The organism is Anaeroglomus insulsum, from assembly GCF_050689095.1.
Taxonomy (GTDB): Bacteria; Planctomycetota; Phycisphaerae; order Sedimentisphaerales; family Anaerohalosphaeraceae; genus Anaeroglomus; species Anaeroglomus insulsum.
In genome coordinates, this window is record NZ_JBOGCL010000002.1 from 133104 (window position 1) to 150331 (window position 17228).

Genomic DNA, 17228 nt, shown 5'->3' on the forward strand with positions numbered 1-17228 from the left:
ATACTCACACAACTTTGATTTACTTTGATGGGGCAGTCTGCGGTTTTGGCTCAATCGGCCTGACAGCCTGTACCTGCCCTTTGTCGCTGCCCAAATAGAGCCACGAATCCGTCATATTCACCGCGACACGATTGACCCTGGCAATATTAATGGAAAGCTGTTCTTTACGCTGCGCATTATCCATCACCGACAAAATACCCGGCTTGACATACACATAGACCCGCGAACCGTGTTCGGCAAGTACCGCATATCCCGCCGGCAGATTCCAAACGGCTTTGCCGGTCTCTTTATCCACTGCATAGACGCCGGTGTTGACGGTGTACAGGTACACACACGTCTTGCCCATCGTCAATGGCATCTCCACCTTATCCCCGGCAAAAAAAGGCTTTTCCCAGGCCTGAGTACCTATCAGGGCATTCAATTTATACAGCTTGGTATCCAGGCCCGCTGCATAAATATACCCCTGATCCATCACCAGCGGTGCTCTCATCGGACCAGACAGATTAAACTGCCAGACTTTGCGGCCGTTATCGGAATCCATGGCGATCACATTGCCAGCCTGCGTACTAAACCAGACCTGCATGTCCGAAGCAATAACCGAATAGATGGGGGAATCGTTATCCGCCGACACCATAAACACACGAATGCCTTCATCAACTGTATAGGCATACAAACGGTTATCTGAACCGCAGACATAAGCGTATTTGCGATTCCGGGCGATTCCTCCGTAATTGCCACCGAGATTTTTCAGAGTAACCGTCTCGGTAACCTGGCCGAAAGCCGGATCAAAGACGACCATCTCCTGACCCACCAGAAAAACGCTTTTCTTATCAAAATGCATCGGCGGCAGAATCGGCAGACCGGGAGCAGCCAACTGCAGCAGAGAACGCACCTGACCTGTCGTACGATCAATCGAAAACAAAAAGTTCTGGGTTGTCAATACATATAAATAATTGTCATAGACATATAAATTGTCGATCTTTTCATTCGGCTTCATAGGCAGATTGACCTGCCATCCGGTCTCCAGATCCGCCTTGCCCAGCAGCTCCGATGCAACCAGATAATCTGCCGGGGATGCCGACAATCCTGCTGCTAAAACACCCGCCCCGCACAGTACAACCATTGCGATACCCATTTTCATCGAATTCATCCGATTTCTCCGGTCAGGTTATATCTATATATTCCGTTAAATCGACTTTATAATCAGCTTCAAAGGATTTCATTCGTTCGATTCGGTCAATATCATCTTTGATTCGATTGACCAGCTTGAAAATATACGGCTTGCCTTCCAGACGGTTTCGAAGATCCTCCAGCATTGGCTCCCAGCGGTTCCCATACAGCTGCGACTTTAACACAATCAGCATCCGATGCTTATCATCAAGACTGTCAATAAATCGCCGCACCTCAGCATTCGCATCAGGACCGTCAGCAACCAGTTTTTTTTCAGGAGTTTTGGCCATAAGACAAACTCAAATACGGGCCAAATCGTACATTCAAACATAAAAAAAAGCAACTTTTTTCAGTAAAAGCGGGCACAGTTTTTTTTGTAAGTACCCAGTTATGAAAGGGTTACTTTACCAACTCCAGTTTGCCGGCCAGCTGCGCCATCCGAAGGATCAGGCGGCTACGGACCATATTGACTTTTTGCTCCTGGGTTTTGATGTACTCCTGTCCGGCAACCACCCCCTGAGCCTGTGAAATAATCTGTTTGATCTTGTCAGCATCCCGGTTTTCAAAGGTCACTGCATCATAGGCCAGCACCGTGAGATTGTTTTCACTAAACCGAGCAAAACCTCCATCAATCACGAAATAGGCATTTTCACGGTCTGGAATACCCTGTACCTCCATAATCCCAAGCTCTAATCCCGTCAACAGCGGGCAATGGTTCCGAAGAATACCCCGCTGACCATCGGAACAGGGGATAATCACCGAGCCTGCTCTGCAATCCAGCAGTTTGGCTCTGGGGGTCAGAAGGACCACACGAAATGTAGGTTTTGTCACCAATCCAACCACCGATTATTTCCTTAAACCGCTTTCTTCTGGACTTTTTGCTGGGCTTCTTCGACTGCACCGATATACATAAAGGCTTGCTCGGGCAGATGATCCCACTGGCCTTCACAGATCTGGCGGCAGCTGCGAACCGTCTCAGCAGCAGGCACATACTTGCCTTCCAAGCCGGTAAAGTGCTGAGATACAATAAACGGTTGCGAGAAGAACCGTTCCAGCTTTCGGGCACGGGCAACAATTTGTTTGTCTTCTCGACTCAATTCGTCAATACCAAGAATAGCAATAATATCCTGGAGGCTCTGGTATCGCTGCAGGTATTCCAGCACCTTCTGGGCCACTTCGTAATGGTCTTTGCCCACAATATTGGGGTCCAGAATTCGAGATGTGCTTTCCAGCGGATCCACCGCAGGGTAGATGCCTTTTTCAGTAATCTTACGCGAAAGCACCACCGAGGAATCGAGATGAGTAAAGGTCGTAGCCGGGGCCGGGTCGGTCAAGTCATCGGCAGGCACGTAAACCGCCTGTACCGAGGTAATCGCACCAGATGTTGTGGATGCAATACGCTCCTGAAGCTGCCCCATTTCGCTGGCCAGGGTCGGCTGATACCCTACCGCACTCGGGATACGCCCCAGCAGAGCCGACACTTCCGATCCAGCTTGAGAAAACCGGAAAATATTATCGATAAACAACAGAATTTCACCGCCGCCCGCCTCACATAAATATTCGGCCATGGTTAAACCTGTCAATGCAACCCGAAGACGTGACCCCGGCGGTTCATTCATCTGCCCAAATACAAGACACGTATTATCTAATACCGATGCCCCCGTGTTTCCGATCTTGGTTCGCTGCATTTCCAACCACAAATCGTTACCTTCCCGGGTACGTTCGCCAACCCCGGCAAAGACCGAATATCCGCCATGCTGGGTGGCAATACGAGCGATCAGTTCCTGAATCAAAACGGTCTTGCCGACGCCGGCACCTCCAAAAAGACCTGTTTTACCCCCTTTGACAAAAGGACACAACAAATCCATCACCTTAATGCCCGTTTCGAACATCTCGGATTTGGCTGTCAAATTGACGAATTTAGGGGGTTTGCGGTGAATCGGCAAACGTTGCTTGGCATGAATAGCCGGGCCGCCATCCACAGGCTGGCCAAGCAGGTTGAATACCCTGCCAAGTGTTTCCTTGCCAACTGGGACTTCCAACGGGCCCCCCGTATCGACCACCTCCATTCCACGGCGCATACCAAAGGTGCTGCCCAAAGCCACCGCACGGACCCGTCCGCCCCCCAAATGCTGCTGGACTTCACCGACCAGCTCAAATGGCTTGCCTTCAAATTCACCTTTGATGGTTAAGGCGTTATAAATGGCCGGAATCCGATCGGCGGGGAATTCCGCCTCAAAGGTGCTTCCGACTACCTGCGTGATTCGTCCTGTATTTACCATAGTATTGACTCTGCTTTATCGTCTAATTTACTTTCATTTTTTTGCGGCACTGACACCGGTGATAATATCCAGCAGTTCCACCGTAATTTGTCCCTGTCGTGCACGGTTATAATCTTTGGTTAAATCCTGAATCATCTGATCAGCATTGTCGCTGGCATTTCGCATGGAGACCACCCGAGCCAGGTATTCACTGGTCACCGCCTCAAGAAAACACCCAGCCAAAGCCGACCGAATCAGCATCGTGGCAAGCGTTTCAAACATCGTATAGGAATCATCACCAAGCAGAAAATCTTCAAACGCCAATTCCCATGGCCAGATAACTGTAGCCCGGGTCGTCAGGTCATCAATCAGTTCAGTCACCGGCAAGATGGTCAGCGTCTGAACCTTTTGCGAAGCCTGGGAATGAAACCGGTTATAAATAACCCCCAGACGACCAATATGGCCGGCCATATATAGCTTGACAAAATGATTGGCAATCTGGTGGACCTGCTCGACAGACGGCACCTCATCAAAATCAGAATAAACGCCATCCGGCACAATTTTGCGATGTTCCAGGTAATTGACCACCTTGCGGCCCTTGGCATAAATCTTTAATTCCCGCTTGAACCGCTGCGACATTTTGATGTGGGTATCGATCTGACGAAAGACTTCGGCATTATAGCCGCCACACAGACCGCGATTACTGCCAATAGCAATGACAGCATTGGTTCTGCAGGAATTGGGCTTCAACAGGGGGTGATTGATACCCTGTTCAGCAATCACCATCAGGTACGCCAGTTGAGCCAGTGCATCAAAGTACTCAATGCCCTGCGCCCACTGATTGTAGTACTGACGGTAGCGGACCGCAGCAATCGTCTCCATGGTGCCGGTGACCTTGCTGATATTGGATGCTGCTTTACGCCGCTGCAGAATTTGTCGTGTATTGGCCATTGTTTCTTACAACCTTAACCCGCTATGCCCCGAAGCTGAACTTATAAATGGTCTTATAGGCAGCGACCGCATCGTTCATCGCGGACAACAGCTCATCCGACAGCTTGCCGGTTTTATTAATTTCATCCAGATACTCGCCTGCCTCCAGCTTCAGCCAGTCGATTAATTCCTCCAGGAAATGCCCCACATGAGCAACATCAATATCATCCAGAATTCCACTGGAGCCGGCCAGAATACTGACAACTTCTTCAGCCACACTCATCGGTGAAAACTGTTTCTGTTTGAGTACCTCGACCATACGGTAGCCTCGGTCAAGCTGCTTTTGTGCCATTTCATCCAGATCGGTACCCAGACGGGCAAAATCCTGCAACTCGCGAAACGCTGCAAGGTCCAGACGCAGCTTGGGGGCGACTTTTTTCATCGCCTGCGGCTGAGCATCCCCACCTACGCGGCTTACGCTGATGCCTACGTCGATAGCAGGACGAACACCGGCCAGGAACAGGTCTCGCTGCAGATAAATCTGACCATCGGTAATGGAAATGATGTTGGTCGGGATATAGGCCGACACCTGCCCCTCCAGCGTCTCGACAATCGGAAGCGCTGTCATCGAACCGCCGCCCAGCTCATTGGACAGCTTGGCACTGCGTTCCAGAAGCCGGCTGTGCAGATAGAAAATATCACCCGGGAAAGCCTCCCGTCCCGGAGGACGGCGCAACAGAAGACTTAATTCACGGTAGGCAATCGCATGTTTGCTGAGGTCATCATACACACACAGCGTATGGCCCTGTTTTTCATACATAAAATATTCTGCAATCGCCGCGCCAGCATACGGAGCAATATACTGCATTGCAGCACTCTGGGCAGCCGTGGCTGAAACCACCACGGTATGGTCCATTGCCCCATACTTTTTCAATGTTGCCACCACTTCCGCGACCGTGGATTCCTTCTGGCCGATGGCGACATAAACACAAATCACTCCCTTGCCCTTCTGGTTGATGATCGTATCCAGGGCAATGGCCGTCTTGCCGGTCTTGCGGTCACCGATAATCAGTTCGCGCTGCCCGCGTCCGATGGGGATCATCGAGTCCACGCTCTTTAAGCCTGTTGCCAGAGGTTCCTTAACCGGCTGTCTTTGGGCAATACCGGGGGCAGCAAACTCGATAAAACGGCGTGACTGTGCCTTGAAGGGACCAGCCCCGTCAATCGGCTCGCACAAGGCGTTAACCACCCTGCCCAGCAGTTCCGGGCCGACAGGAACCGACAACAGCCTGCCGGTGGAGCGAACCGTTCCGCCTTCACGCACTTTCTGGAAATCGCCATATACAACTGCGCCAATCGAGTCTTCATCAAGGTTAAATACTTCGCCGACGATACCACCTTCAAATTCCAGCATTTCGCCAACCATCGCATTGTCAAGGCCGTAGATACGGGCAATGCCGTCACCGACCTCCAGTACCGTGCCTACCTGCGAAACCTCAAGCCGGGCTTGATATCGCAGGACTTCCTGCTTGATCAGACTCGAAATTTCAGATACATCGAATTTCATTAGTATTTACTCGTTTACAAATGTGTTTATCCGCCTGGTACCCGCGGGCCATTACCCCTGTACCGAATCAGATCCCTTCGGTGTCGTCTCACCGGGTTTATTTTTTTGTTTGTAATACGTTTCTCTGGATCGCTCCACAATACCACTGACTGTCCGGGATAAAATGGTTCGGACAGAATTATCAATCATCAGATCGCCCTGCCGAATCACAATGCCGCCCAGAATATCCGGGTCAATCTGGACCTTGAGTTTCACTTCGGCCTTGATGGCATCCCGGATTTCCAGACGCAGCTTTTCGAGTTCAGCATCCGGCAATGGCTTTGCCAGCACCACTTCCACCAGCCGGCAGTTTTTCAGGCTGTCCACCAGCACTTCATACCGGTCAAAGATGCCGGAAAGCCCGCCAATTCGGTTTCTGCGGGCCAACACGCACAGGAAATCCAGGGTCAGCGGATGGACACGTCCGCTGAACACTCGCCGCAAAGCCGCGGTTTTTTCGTCCTCCTTCATCTTGGACGAAGTAATCAGTTTTAAAAACTCAGGCTCATCCCGCAGGAGCGTACCCACCGCAGCCAGGTCTTCCAGCACCTGTTCCACCTGGCCGGATTCTTCGGCCAGCTGAAACAGGACATCGCTGTAAATCTCGTAAATGATATGTTTGGAAGATGCCGCCATACTGTTCGCCTGATTCAACTATTATTATTGCACGCCGGGATTCCGATGTGCCTGCCTGAGTCGTTCGATCGCCTGAGAAATCAATCGCCTGTTGTCCTCATCGTTGAGTGCCTTGCCGAATACTTCCTGGCCGATGGTTTGAATAATATCGCCGGCCTGTGTCCAGAGCTGTTCCTGAGCGTCACCTTTCTCTCGTTCCAGATCGGCCTCAAAGCGAATCTTCATCTGCTCAATCTGCTTGCGACTCTGGGCCTCAACCTCTTTCGCTTCGGCCTGAGCCTGCTTGACCCGCTGATTGATGATTTCCCGACCCTGCCGCTCGGCATCGGCCAGCTTGCTGCGATAATCATCCAACACCTGCTGAGCCTGTTTGCGGCTCTTCTCGGCGTCATCGATTTCCTTCTGGATGTGGTTCTGACGGTCCGACAGGCTTTTGAGCAGCGGCTTCCATGCCAGCTTCCACAAGACCAGCAGCAGCAATGCAAACCACAAAAGCGTCCAGACCGACTCGGCCCAGTCACCCGTGAAGACGCTGGGGGCTTGTTCGTGGCCTTCTTCAGCAGTCGCTACGGCCTCTGAGGCCTGCGTTACTGCGGTCGCAACATAATACAGGCAAAATGCCGGCAATAACCTGAGCATTCGCATCACAGTGTCCTGGTAAAATTACGTTTCTTACAGCACAGCCAGCAGACAGATAATCATCGCAAACAGCGTCACGCCTTCGATCAGGGCCGCGGCGATAATCATCGTGGTGAAAATACGGTTGGCCGCTTCCGGCTGACGGGCAATGGCTTCCACCGCACTGCCGGCCAACTGGCCGATACCTCTGGCAGACCCCATCACAATCAGGCCGCAGCCCAGCACGCCGCCAAGCATACCCAAACCTTTGTCGTCAATGTTCAGTTCCGCCAGCAGCATCGGAGCTAAAGTCATTAATTCAAACATCTTACAGCATCTCCTGTACGTCAGTTACTACGTTTTCAGACACTTCTATTTAGACAAAAACCCGCCACAATGGCGGGTTCTATAATCAATGTTCATCGGCAATAGCGAATCCGATAAATATGGTCGTTAAAAATACAAATATATATGACTGCAGAAACGCCACAAACACTTCCAAAAGACTAAACAGCACCGTAGCACTAAGGGAAGTGAAGGCGACCATATAATTTTTGAACATCATAATAAAACCTAAAATTACTGCAAGCAAAATATGCCCGGCCAGAATATTTGCAAATAAACGAATCGCCAGCGAAAACAACCGGACAAATGAGCTGACGACTTCGATGACAAACATGAATGGAAACATCGGCCAGGGGACTTTGGGGGTGAATGTTTTGAGATAATGCCACACCCCTTTTTCACGAATCCCGGCGATATGGAATAACAGGAATGAAAACGTCGCCAAAGCCCCGGTGACCCAGACATTTAGCGTGGGGGCGCCGCCGATATGCTTGTGCTTGGTGAGGATATACATCAACTGGGGAATCGGCATCAATCCCAGTAAATTCATAGTCAGGATAAAGAAAAACAAGGTCCAGAGAATGCCAATATAACGATCGGTCTGATCCTTGAGAAAAGGCCGGGCCACATCTTCACGCAAATAGACACAAATCGTCTCTATCAGATTACCCAAACCACTGCGAACCAGAACGGGCTTTTTGAGCACCATCGGCAACACGACCATCAGCGTCAGCGACGCCAGGGTAATCATCAGCATGTGATTGGTAAACGGGACCTCATAAGGTCCTATGGGAATAATCCACTTTTTGCTGACAATTTCTTCGAGTACGTTGGTACTCGCGAGCATCATTCCACACACATTCATATTTAGAATCGTCCTTGTTCAGACCGTAATTATGCAACAGCCGGATAATCAGCCACGAATCTACCAACAGAAATACGGTATAAAAAATGCCGTAGCATCCCAGGAACCATGTTCGGCTGATACCGGTAAAAAAGAAGATTATAACAATTCCAACAAAACCAATCAAGATGCGAATTGCCCCGCCTAAAAAAACGCTGACAACCATCTTCTCAGGCTCACGACGCCAGACTTTACTGAGGGGCCAGAAGGCGGATAGCCCGCCCAGAGTTGCGGTAACCATGGCTACAACGCATGCTTTTTCGGCCCTGGGGCCGGCTAATTCACAGTAACGATATGTCAAAAGGAAGAGAAAACCCAGAAAAAGTCCCGTGGTAATAAACCAACCGAAGACCTTCTTGACATTTTCCGTCCACATCAAACTGTTTACCTGTCTGTGTTATTTTCCTCGGAGTTCTTGTCGCTATCTTCATTGGATTTCTGGGCACGTTTGACCATCAGATAAAACATTGTCCCGAAACCCACAAAAAAACCAATAATCATCCAGCCCGGGCTGGTATTCTCCCATTTATCCATCTGAGTACCCAGCCAGGCCATCCCCCCGCAGACGATGCAGAATTCAAAGCCGATCCCCATCCAGCGCATCCCGCTGCGGTAAAACTTCTCGTCTTTGAGACCTTTGAATTTGCGGGTCATTTCAGATATTTCCCCCACAGGGGTAGACAGATGCTTAGGACTTCGCCTGGTCCAGGATTAAGGTCTTAACCTTCTCACTGGGCAGGTTCAAGGCACCATAGGCCCCCGCCGCGGCCGAACGCAGCGCCGGGTCTGTCTCGGTTGAGCTGACCAGACTATAAATCGCATCGATTTGTTCGGCCAGCAGCAGATTTGCATTGAGTTTTGCAGACGTCGCCAGTGAAGCAAACGCCGCAATGCGAACCTCGGCACTGTTCTTGTCGGACAAGGCCATCGCAGCAATCGCTCGCTGAGCTTCCGGGCTTTCCAGTCGTGCCAGCACTTCGGCCGCCAGTGTCTGCATCTGCGGATTTGCCGAGGTGCTCACCTTGACCAGGGCCTCCATCGCCTTGGATAAATCAACGATCGGATTATGCGTCAGTGCCAGCTTTTCCATTGCTCGAATGGAACGAAGAGCATAACGGGCAGCCAGTTCCGCACCGACCTGATCCGCTCCCTGTTCAAGAATCGCCTCGGACAGATTTTCCACAATCTTCTCGCTGCCGACAAATCCGTTGGTCGGCAAAGCCAGTGCGATGGCTATTGCAGCACTGTAACGCACCTTATAATCATCAAACGTCAGCGCCCTGGCCAGCGGCTGTTCGGTACCCAATTGATACAGCAGTGATTTTGTGCCGGCATTGACGGCCAAAGCTTCAACCACTCCCAGAGCCACAAACGCTTCCTTATTCTTTAATGCCCGATCCAGGGCCTGATGCAGATATTCCGGCCCGGCCGTAGTGGCATAGGTCATCGCATCCGGATGCCCCTGCCCGAAATAGTCCGGCATCGCAATGCCATACGATTCAGCACGGAAATAACCAGCCAGCCAAAGCCCGATCGCTTTGCCGATGGCAGGGTCCGCCTTCAGTGCCCATTCGCAGCTTCGCATGGACATTAATTCATTAAAATAGGCTTTATTGACCTCGTGTCTTTGTAATCCCTTGCCCGCAGCATCCCAGAACCACAGATTGCCAAAAGTGTTATCGTCGGTGAGTGCAACAGATTCCGCACGATCATAATACATCTCTGCCAGCTTAAAGAACAATTCCGCCGCAGGGACTTTCAATGCACTTGAATCGATTTCACTGATTGCCCTTTCTGCCAGGGCCTTAAGCTCAGGAGATGGATCCTGTTCCATAATCCATTTCAAATAAGGCAATGGTTCAAAATAGCCAATCTTGCCAAGTGCCCGAATAATTTCAGCCTTGACAGCGGCATTGTCAGTCTGAAGCGCCGCAGTCAGCGGACGAATCGCACCTTTACCAATTTTGGGCAGGGCCTGAGTAATCGGAGCGAACTCACTTTTTCGACCCTCATCCGCCAAAGCACTGAGCATATAAGGAATGGCATATTCGCCGGCATTGCGGAGCCGTTCTTCAGCGGCGATTCTACCCCGAATGGTGGTACTCAGACGACGAATCTCCTCAACGATAATCTTGGGATCGGTCCGACGAACAAAACGCCCCTGCTCGATGATCTCCAGGATTTTACCGCTGACGTCCCGAAGCTGTTCGCTTTCGGCATTCATTTTCAGCAAAATGTTATACCCATCCGGATTCTCCTCGCTTAAGGCCAGCAGTTCCTGTGGATCAGGATTCGCCTGGACAATCTTTTGGCCGTATCCCTGTGCCAGGTCAAATCGTCCAATTGCGGTGTAGTGCAAAAAGTCATTCCAGTCACTTCTCACACCTTCGGCCAACACTGATGTCGCCAACACGAATAAAAAGACGACCCCAAGAATCCGCTTTCCAAGTACCATCGTTATAATCTCCGAAAATGAGTCCTGAAAACAACATACAGTCCACCTAAAGATAAGATTTCATATATATAAGGAATAAATAAAGGCTGTCAATCAAAAACACAAAAGCAGGTCAATTCCGTCAGCTTTTTACTCTCATATATAACCTATTTAATGATATAGTTTGTTTTTTATTATATATTTTAATACCTCAGGACACAATATATCCTCCCCAGCCTGTCCTGCGGCGATACGCCGGCGGACCTCTGTGCTGCTAATATCAACCAACGGTGTCGGGATTATATGCTGTTCCAAAGAAGCTATCTGGTCCGGACGAAATGAACACTGCAATGCCTTGAATGACGGCCTTTCATACCCTGCCCGATACATAATACACAGCTGACATATATCCAGTAATTCCCCAATACGATACCAATACGGCAAATCGCCCACTGCGTCTGCTCCCACAAGCCAGTAAAGCGGAGCAGACACACCAACCTGCTCACGGAAGGCCACAACCGTATCATAGGTGTAGCTTGGCTGCGGCCGTTTCAGCTCGATGTCGCTGACCTCAAGGCCGGCAATACCCCGAATCGCAAGACGAATCATTTCCAACCGCTCCCGGCCTTCGGCTACCGGCGGGTGGTGCTTATGGGGAGAACGGGCTGCCGGTATCATTACCAAGCGGTCCGCATGCAAATAGCTCATGGCAAATTGAGCCATTTGAATATGACCTTGATGCACCGGATCAAAAGACCCACCAAACAGAATGACTCCATTCGAATTCATCTTGTTTCACGGTTCCCAATTACAAGCCATATCAACCCTGCCCATTTCATAACAACCCTGGCCGTATGCAACACGAGAAGCTGCACGATTAAAGACCGTTAGTTAGTCCTGGGCCCGGTGTTCCTGTGGAACGATTTCAGATAATTTGAGCATGCGGGGTATTTTACGCCAGAGTATGCGGGAAGTCTATAGTATTTCGGAGATAACAGAAACATCAGAACCGCCCTTCCCTGGTGATGTAGTCAGGTCTAATTGAGTTTTCGATCGGGACCGCAGGACGATTGAAAAAATCTCAGAACGTGACTAATCAGAAAGGAGTTGTACTATCACTTACTGAGGCACCATCAGTACACCAGGATAGGCGTCTTAACCATCAACGCGAGATGTGACTAATCTGTCTACTTTCCATTCGATCGTATTGGCCGAAATCGGAACTTGGCTTTCTGGAATCCTGCTGCGTCAGAAATCTGTTCATAAAAGTACTGCTGGCTTCGCAGAGGGGCTTTGGGGGATACTATTCGTCGATAGGTCCCATCCGAAGAAAGATGCCAGGCATTGGTTGTATCAGAAAAATACGTCTCCAGGATTGAACTCAGTCGCTGTCTGAGACCCGGCTGAGTAATTGGAAAAAGCATTTCCAGACGCCGATCCAAATTGCGTCCCATCATATCGGCACTGCTCAAATACACTTCGGGATGCCCGCCGTTATCAAAATAATAAATACGGGCATGTTCCAGATACCGGTCCAGAATAGAGACTACCTCAATGTGCTCGGATAGTCCCTTAATTCCAGGACGTAAACAGCAAATGCCGCGAATATTGAGTTTAATTCTGACTCCAGCCGCCGAGGCGCGATACAAAGCCTGACACACACGAATGTCTTCCAGGGAATTGGCCTTAATCATAATCAAACCGGGATGATCCGGCGTGCTGGCTTTAATTTCCCGCTCAATTAAATCGAGTATTCGCTGCCGCAATGAAGTGGGAGCAATGGTCAGTTTTGACCAGCCCACCGACTCCGAAAAACCGGTTAACAAATTAAAAAAAGCCCCCACATCCGATGTCAACTGGGGATCACAAGTGATCAGACCGATATCCGAATAAAGTCGGGCTGTTTTTTCGTTATAATTACCTGTTGCCAGATGGACATAGCGTTTGATGCGTCCGGCTTCCCGCCGAATGATCAGTAAGGCCTTGGCATGGGTTTTAAGACCTGCAACACCATAAACCACATAGCAGCCCGCATCCTCCAGCCGCCTGGCCCATCGAATATTTCGAGCTTCCTCGAATCGTGCTTTTAATTCAACCAGGACCGTCACTTCCTTCCCGCTGCGTGCGGCCTGTTCAAGCGCCGAGATCACAGGCGAATCCGGGCTGGTTCGATACAGCGTCTGCTTGATGGCAAGCACACTGGGATCCTCAGCTGCCTCCCGGATCCATTCCACCACCGGCTCAAATGACTCATAGGGATGAAACAACATCACATCATGATCGCTGGCAGCATCCCATATCGATTCATAACCCGCCAGATCGGCAGGATGCTGTGCAGGCCAGTCCGGCCATCGCAACGTTTCAAATCCTCCCCGCCCAACCAGTTCCCACAGACATCGCAAGTCCGGGATTCCCGCGATGGGATAAATCTGCTGCGGGCCAACCTGGAACTGATCAAGAATCCAGTTCTGCAGTGTCGGAGAACAATCCGCAGACAGTTCCACACGAACAGCCTGGCGATGACGACGTTCCAGAACCGCCGCCTCAATCGTTTCCAGCAAATCTCCGGCTTCTTCTTCCTGGATCTTGATGTCGGCATCACGGGTAATACGGAACAAATCCACCGCTTCGATCCGTTTGCCCTGGACCACCAGGCCTGCATATTCCATCAACACGTCTTCCAGCATGACCCAGAATTCCCCCTCTCTGCTGGGCAATCCGATAAACCGCGACATGACGGTGGGAACGGGAATCACCATGAGCTGTTTTTCGTCGCCGGCTTGGGCAGACAGTGTAATGCCAATATGCAGCTGCAAATTGGGCAGCAGAGGGAAAGACTGCGTATCCATCACCGCTATCGGGGTCAGCAACGGCAACAGATGTGACTGAAAATAGTCCCTTAAAAATCGACGCTGGTCATTATTCCAGGTCTTCCGATTCAGGACATAAAGCCCATGCTTCTGTAGCAGCTTCAACAGCGTTTTGGCAGCCTCGGCATGACGTGCTGACAGGGCCAGTGTCTTTTGACGAACCGCTTCCAGCTGTTCATTGGCAGTCCATCCGCTCGGGTCTTTGGTCTGAACACCCGCCTGCACACGCTGCATCAGACCCGCCACACGAATCATGAAGAATTCATCGAGATTCGAGCTGAATATCGCCAAAAACTTCATCCGTTCCAGGAACGGCACATCCTGGCATTCAGCCATTTCCAGCACACGCTCGTTAAAGGACAACCAGCTCAGCTCCCTGTTGATATAGTATCGGGGCTCATCCAGATTCAGTGGTATCTTTGAAGTCGCAGCCATCAAGTCAATTCCAGTAATGCTTCCAGTTCAAGATTTAATCCAAATACATCTTCAAACATACTGCTGTGAATTTCCATGGATCGCTTAACCAGCGACTCATCTGACAAATCCGGCACCTGAATCCGTACGGAATCCTGATCCAGTATACATCGCACACGGTCAATCCGACGAATATTGGTTACATCCAGCACCTTGGCAAGCCGCAAAATTGCCGCCAGCTTATTGACCAGAATCCGGGATTCCTGGGGAAGTGCCGTGTATTCCAGATGGGATATCTTGGGTGCACTGCGACGATGATATCGTGCAACATGGGCAACAACCGCCACTTCTTTGGGCAGCAAACCGTATATTTCCGAATTGGCTACCAGATAGTACGTATGTTTGTGATAAGCACGAGTTGAAACAAAGGTTCCACACTCATGCAGCAGCGCCGCGACTTCCAAAAGCAGCCTTGCCCTCAAATCCAATCCATGAATGCTCTTCATTTCATCATAAAGACGCAGGGCACAATCCGCAACACGACGGGCATGATGCAGATTGACACGGTATTTCTCTGCCAGCGCCATCGCCGATTGGATTGCTTCCTGAGCGACGGATTCATCTTCCTGCCCCCGACACCGCCGGGACAGTTCCAGCAGCAGCCCATCACGCATGGATACCGCAGGAACAATCACTTCTTTGACACGGGTCAACCGCAGCAGGGATTGGAAAATCAGCAGTGCCGGCAGCAGCGTTTCGGCCTCCGAATACGACAACTCCGACTGAAGCGCCAATTGATCAACCGTCTGATTGCGATGAGATTGAACAAAGTCTTCAAAGGCCTGACGGGAGATTCGATGAAATTGAGGATTATCCATCGGCTGTCCGGCACGAGATGCCACAAACCGAGCATCACCGCCCACCGCAATAAAGGTTTTGACACGTCCCAGCGGTACCAGGGTTTTCACCGTCGCCAGCACTGAATCAATTTCGTTTTCGATCAACTCGACAATTTGTGTCGTGGAACGCCCTTCGGAGCCGAACATCTCCTGGATTCGGATTGATCCGAGCACCAGGCTGTGCGAACTAATCACTTTACCACGCTGCATAATCGTTATGGTCGTACTGCCGCCGCCGACTTCACAAATCATCATCTGACCGCCAGGAAAACGCATGGGGCTGCTATTCATCGCTGCCCGTACCGCCGAAACGGTAATGCGTCGTTCCTGTGAGGCGTCTATAATCTGTACCTGCAAACCGCAAGCCATCAGTATCCGATCCAAGAATACATCCGCATTACGAGCTTCACGCACCGCACTGGTTGCAACCGTCCAGATATGCCGGACTTGATATTCATCGATACGGCGTTTGAATTCCCGCAGGATATTGACTACCGCCCGCATAGTCGCCGGCGTCAAACGAAAATAACGAAAGCAATCCCTGCCCAGCCGCACCGGCCGATTGGCTCGTTCAAGAATATCGAAAGTCCCATCGGGATTAAGCTGGCCAATTGTCATGCGAATCGAGTTGCTTCCGATATCGATAGCCGCCAGGGTCTGCGATTCAAATTCATTTTGCTGTTGTTGAGTCATAAGATTTAATATATTGAGGTAATTTGTCTTCTTTGTCAATTGTCTGAATTGTTAGAATTCGATTAAGATTCAATTTGATTGCATCCCTGAATCGCTTTCAATCCCAGGAAATGCATACCATAAACCACCCTGGTCACATAAAAAGGTTGATTGGTATCGGTTAGATAGTTATAGTATCCACAATATCAATTGGTACCAGAAATGAGGTTGATTATGGCAAAGCTCGTATCCAAAACTCGATGTATAGGGATATTAACTGCAGGCGGTGACTGTCCGGGTTTGAACGCTGCCATTCGGGCCGTGACGAAAGCGGCCATTAATGAATACGGGATGACGGTTATCGGGATCCTTGATGCCTTTCGCGGGCTTGTCGAAAACCGGGTTATTCATCTGGAACAAAAAGATGTCAGCGGCATCCTGACCCGCGGCGGAACCATCCTTGGGACCAGTCGTGACAAAATTCACAAAATGTTAATGGGCGGAAAATATCGCAATATGATCCCGGTTGCTGTCGAAAACCTCAAACGTCATCACATTGACTGCCTGGTTTGTCTGGGCGGCGGCGGAACACTCAAAAATGCCCTGAGGCTGCATGAAGAGGGGAAAATCAATGTCATTCATTTGCCCAAGACAATCGACAACGATATTGACGGTACAGATGTCTCATTTGGGTATGATACGGCCATGCAGATAGCCACTGAAGCCATAGACAGGCTGCACACAACGGCCACAAGCCATCATCGCATTATCGTGTGTGAAATTATGGGGCATAACACAGGCTGGTTAACCTTGAGTTCCGGTATTGCCGGCGGAGCAGATGTGATTTTGATACCCGAAATACCCTACGATCTGGATATTGTAGCCGAATATCTCCAGGAACGCCGACGACGCGGCAGCCGTTTTTCCATTGTTGCGGTAGCCGAAGGCGCCATTTCTGTTGCACAAGCCAAGGCCCGCGAAAAAGCACTTGCCAAATCAATCAACAATAAAACAACCAAGAAGAATCGCAAAAAGAAATCGTCGGTATCACCTGGCATGGCAGAATTGGAAGACAGTCTAAGTGACTCCATGGACGATGATAAACGGCCCTATACCCTGGTTGAGGAACCCACGGCAAGTCGGCTGGCCCGGCAACTGCAGGAACTGACCGGCATCGAAGCACGGGTAACATCGCTCGGACATGTTCAGCGAGGCGGTACCCCCAGCTCCTTTGATCGCCTGCTGTGCACACGATTGGGCACCAAAGCCGTTCAATTATTAGCCAGGGGGGAATACAACGTTATGGTTGCCTATGATTCAGGGATCTGCAAGCCCATTCCCATCGCAGAGGTCGCATACAAACGAAAAACCATTCCGTTATCTCATCCGATGATCATCTCGGCCCGTCTGGTCGGAACCTGCCTGGGGGATGAAATCCCCAAATTTTAATTGATCAAACGGCCAGTTGC

General features: G+C 50.4%; 17 protein-coding genes. 1 reads left to right on the plus strand and 16 read right to left on the minus strand.

What is annotated here, in order from left to right:
* Positions 1-19: 19 nt before the first annotated feature.
* The 16 genes from ACQ9LF_RS02690 to ACQ9LF_RS02765 all read right to left on the minus strand — a co-directional run bounded on the left by ACQ9LF_RS02690 (position 20) and on the right by ACQ9LF_RS02765 (position 15780).
* Positions 20-1150: an outer membrane protein assembly factor BamB family protein gene (locus ACQ9LF_RS02690; RefSeq protein WP_462487822.1), complete on the minus strand. Its 1131-nt coding sequence runs from the start codon at positions 1148-1150 to the stop codon at positions 20-22.
* A gap of 13 nt (positions 1151-1163) precedes the next feature.
* A complete protein-coding gene (locus tag ACQ9LF_RS02695) occupies positions 1164-1460 on the minus strand; it encodes a hypothetical protein (RefSeq protein WP_462487823.1) in 297 nt (98 codons plus the stop codon).
* Between the two features lie 109 nt (positions 1461-1569).
* Positions 1570-2013 carry an ATP synthase F1 subunit epsilon gene (gene atpC / locus ACQ9LF_RS02700; protein ID WP_462487824.1) on the minus strand — a complete coding sequence of 148 codons (444 nt, stop codon included), beginning with the start codon at positions 2011-2013 and terminating at the stop codon, positions 1570-1572.
* Between the two features lie 11 nt (positions 2014-2024).
* Positions 2025-3452 carry a F0F1 ATP synthase subunit beta gene (atpD, locus tag ACQ9LF_RS02705; RefSeq protein ID WP_462487825.1) on the minus strand — a complete coding sequence of 476 codons (1428 nt, stop codon included), beginning with the start codon at positions 3450-3452 and terminating at the stop codon, positions 2025-2027.
* Positions 3453-3485: 33 nt separating this feature from the next.
* Positions 3486-4382 carry an ATP synthase F1 subunit gamma gene (gene atpG / locus ACQ9LF_RS02710; protein ID WP_462487826.1) on the minus strand — a complete coding sequence of 299 codons (897 nt, stop codon included), beginning with the start codon at positions 4380-4382 and terminating at the stop codon, positions 3486-3488.
* A 22-nt stretch (positions 4383-4404) separates the two neighbouring features.
* The gene (atpA, locus tag ACQ9LF_RS02715) at positions 4405-5928 is read right to left on the minus strand and encodes a F0F1 ATP synthase subunit alpha (RefSeq protein ID WP_462487827.1); all 1524 of its coding nucleotides are present in this window, start codon (positions 5926-5928) and stop codon (positions 4405-4407) included.
* Positions 5929-5979: 51 nt separating this feature from the next.
* Complete coding sequence (gene atpH / locus ACQ9LF_RS02720) at positions 5980-6603, minus strand: ATP synthase F1 subunit delta (RefSeq protein ID WP_462487828.1); 624 nt, start codon at positions 6601-6603, stop codon at positions 5980-5982.
* A 24-nt stretch (positions 6604-6627) separates the two neighbouring features.
* On the minus strand, positions 6628-7248 hold the full coding sequence (gene atpF, locus ACQ9LF_RS02725) for a F0F1 ATP synthase subunit B (protein ID WP_462487829.1): 621 nt from the start codon (positions 7246-7248) through the stop codon (positions 6628-6630).
* A gap of 27 nt (positions 7249-7275) precedes the next feature.
* Positions 7276-7548, minus strand: coding sequence for an ATP synthase F0 subunit C (gene atpE, locus ACQ9LF_RS02730; RefSeq protein ID WP_462487830.1), 273 nt, complete (start codon positions 7546-7548; stop codon positions 7276-7278).
* Between the two features lie 85 nt (positions 7549-7633).
* Complete coding sequence (atpB, locus tag ACQ9LF_RS02735; protein WP_462487831.1) at positions 7634-8416, minus strand: F0F1 ATP synthase subunit A; 783 nt, start codon at positions 8414-8416, stop codon at positions 7634-7636.
* Positions 8343-8846: a hypothetical protein gene (locus ACQ9LF_RS02740; protein ID WP_462487832.1), complete on the minus strand. Its 504-nt coding sequence runs from the start codon at positions 8844-8846 to the stop codon at positions 8343-8345. The genes atpB and ACQ9LF_RS02740 overlap by 74 nt, the downstream gene beginning before the upstream one ends.
* Positions 8847-8854: 8 nt before the next feature.
* Positions 8855-9124 (minus strand): AtpZ/AtpI family protein, encoded by a 270-nt coding sequence (locus tag ACQ9LF_RS02745; protein WP_462487833.1) that lies wholly within the window; start codon positions 9122-9124, stop codon positions 8855-8857.
* A gap of 34 nt (positions 9125-9158) precedes the next feature.
* The gene (locus ACQ9LF_RS02750; protein ID WP_462487834.1) at positions 9159-10925 is read right to left on the minus strand and encodes a HEAT repeat domain-containing protein; all 1767 of its coding nucleotides are present in this window, start codon (positions 10923-10925) and stop codon (positions 9159-9161) included.
* 150 nt (positions 10926-11075) lie between these two features.
* Positions 11076-11693, minus strand: a complete 618-nt coding sequence (gene nadD / locus ACQ9LF_RS02755) for a nicotinate (nicotinamide) nucleotide adenylyltransferase (protein WP_462487835.1) — start codon at positions 11691-11693, stop codon at positions 11076-11078.
* Between the two features lie 398 nt (positions 11694-12091).
* The gene (gene ppk1, locus ACQ9LF_RS02760; protein ID WP_462487836.1) at positions 12092-14209 is read right to left on the minus strand and encodes a polyphosphate kinase 1; all 2118 of its coding nucleotides are present in this window, start codon (positions 14207-14209) and stop codon (positions 12092-12094) included.
* Positions 14209-15780: a Ppx/GppA phosphatase family protein gene (locus ACQ9LF_RS02765; protein WP_462487837.1), complete on the minus strand. Its 1572-nt coding sequence runs from the start codon at positions 15778-15780 to the stop codon at positions 14209-14211. The genes ppk1 and ACQ9LF_RS02765 overlap by 1 nt, the downstream gene beginning before the upstream one ends.
* A 213-nt stretch (positions 15781-15993) precedes the next feature.
* Between ACQ9LF_RS02765 and ACQ9LF_RS02770 the strand changes: the two genes are divergently transcribed.
* A complete protein-coding gene (locus ACQ9LF_RS02770) occupies positions 15994-17208 on the plus strand; it encodes a 6-phosphofructokinase (RefSeq protein WP_462487838.1) in 1215 nt (404 codons plus the stop codon).
* Positions 17209-17228: the final 20 nt, after the last annotated feature.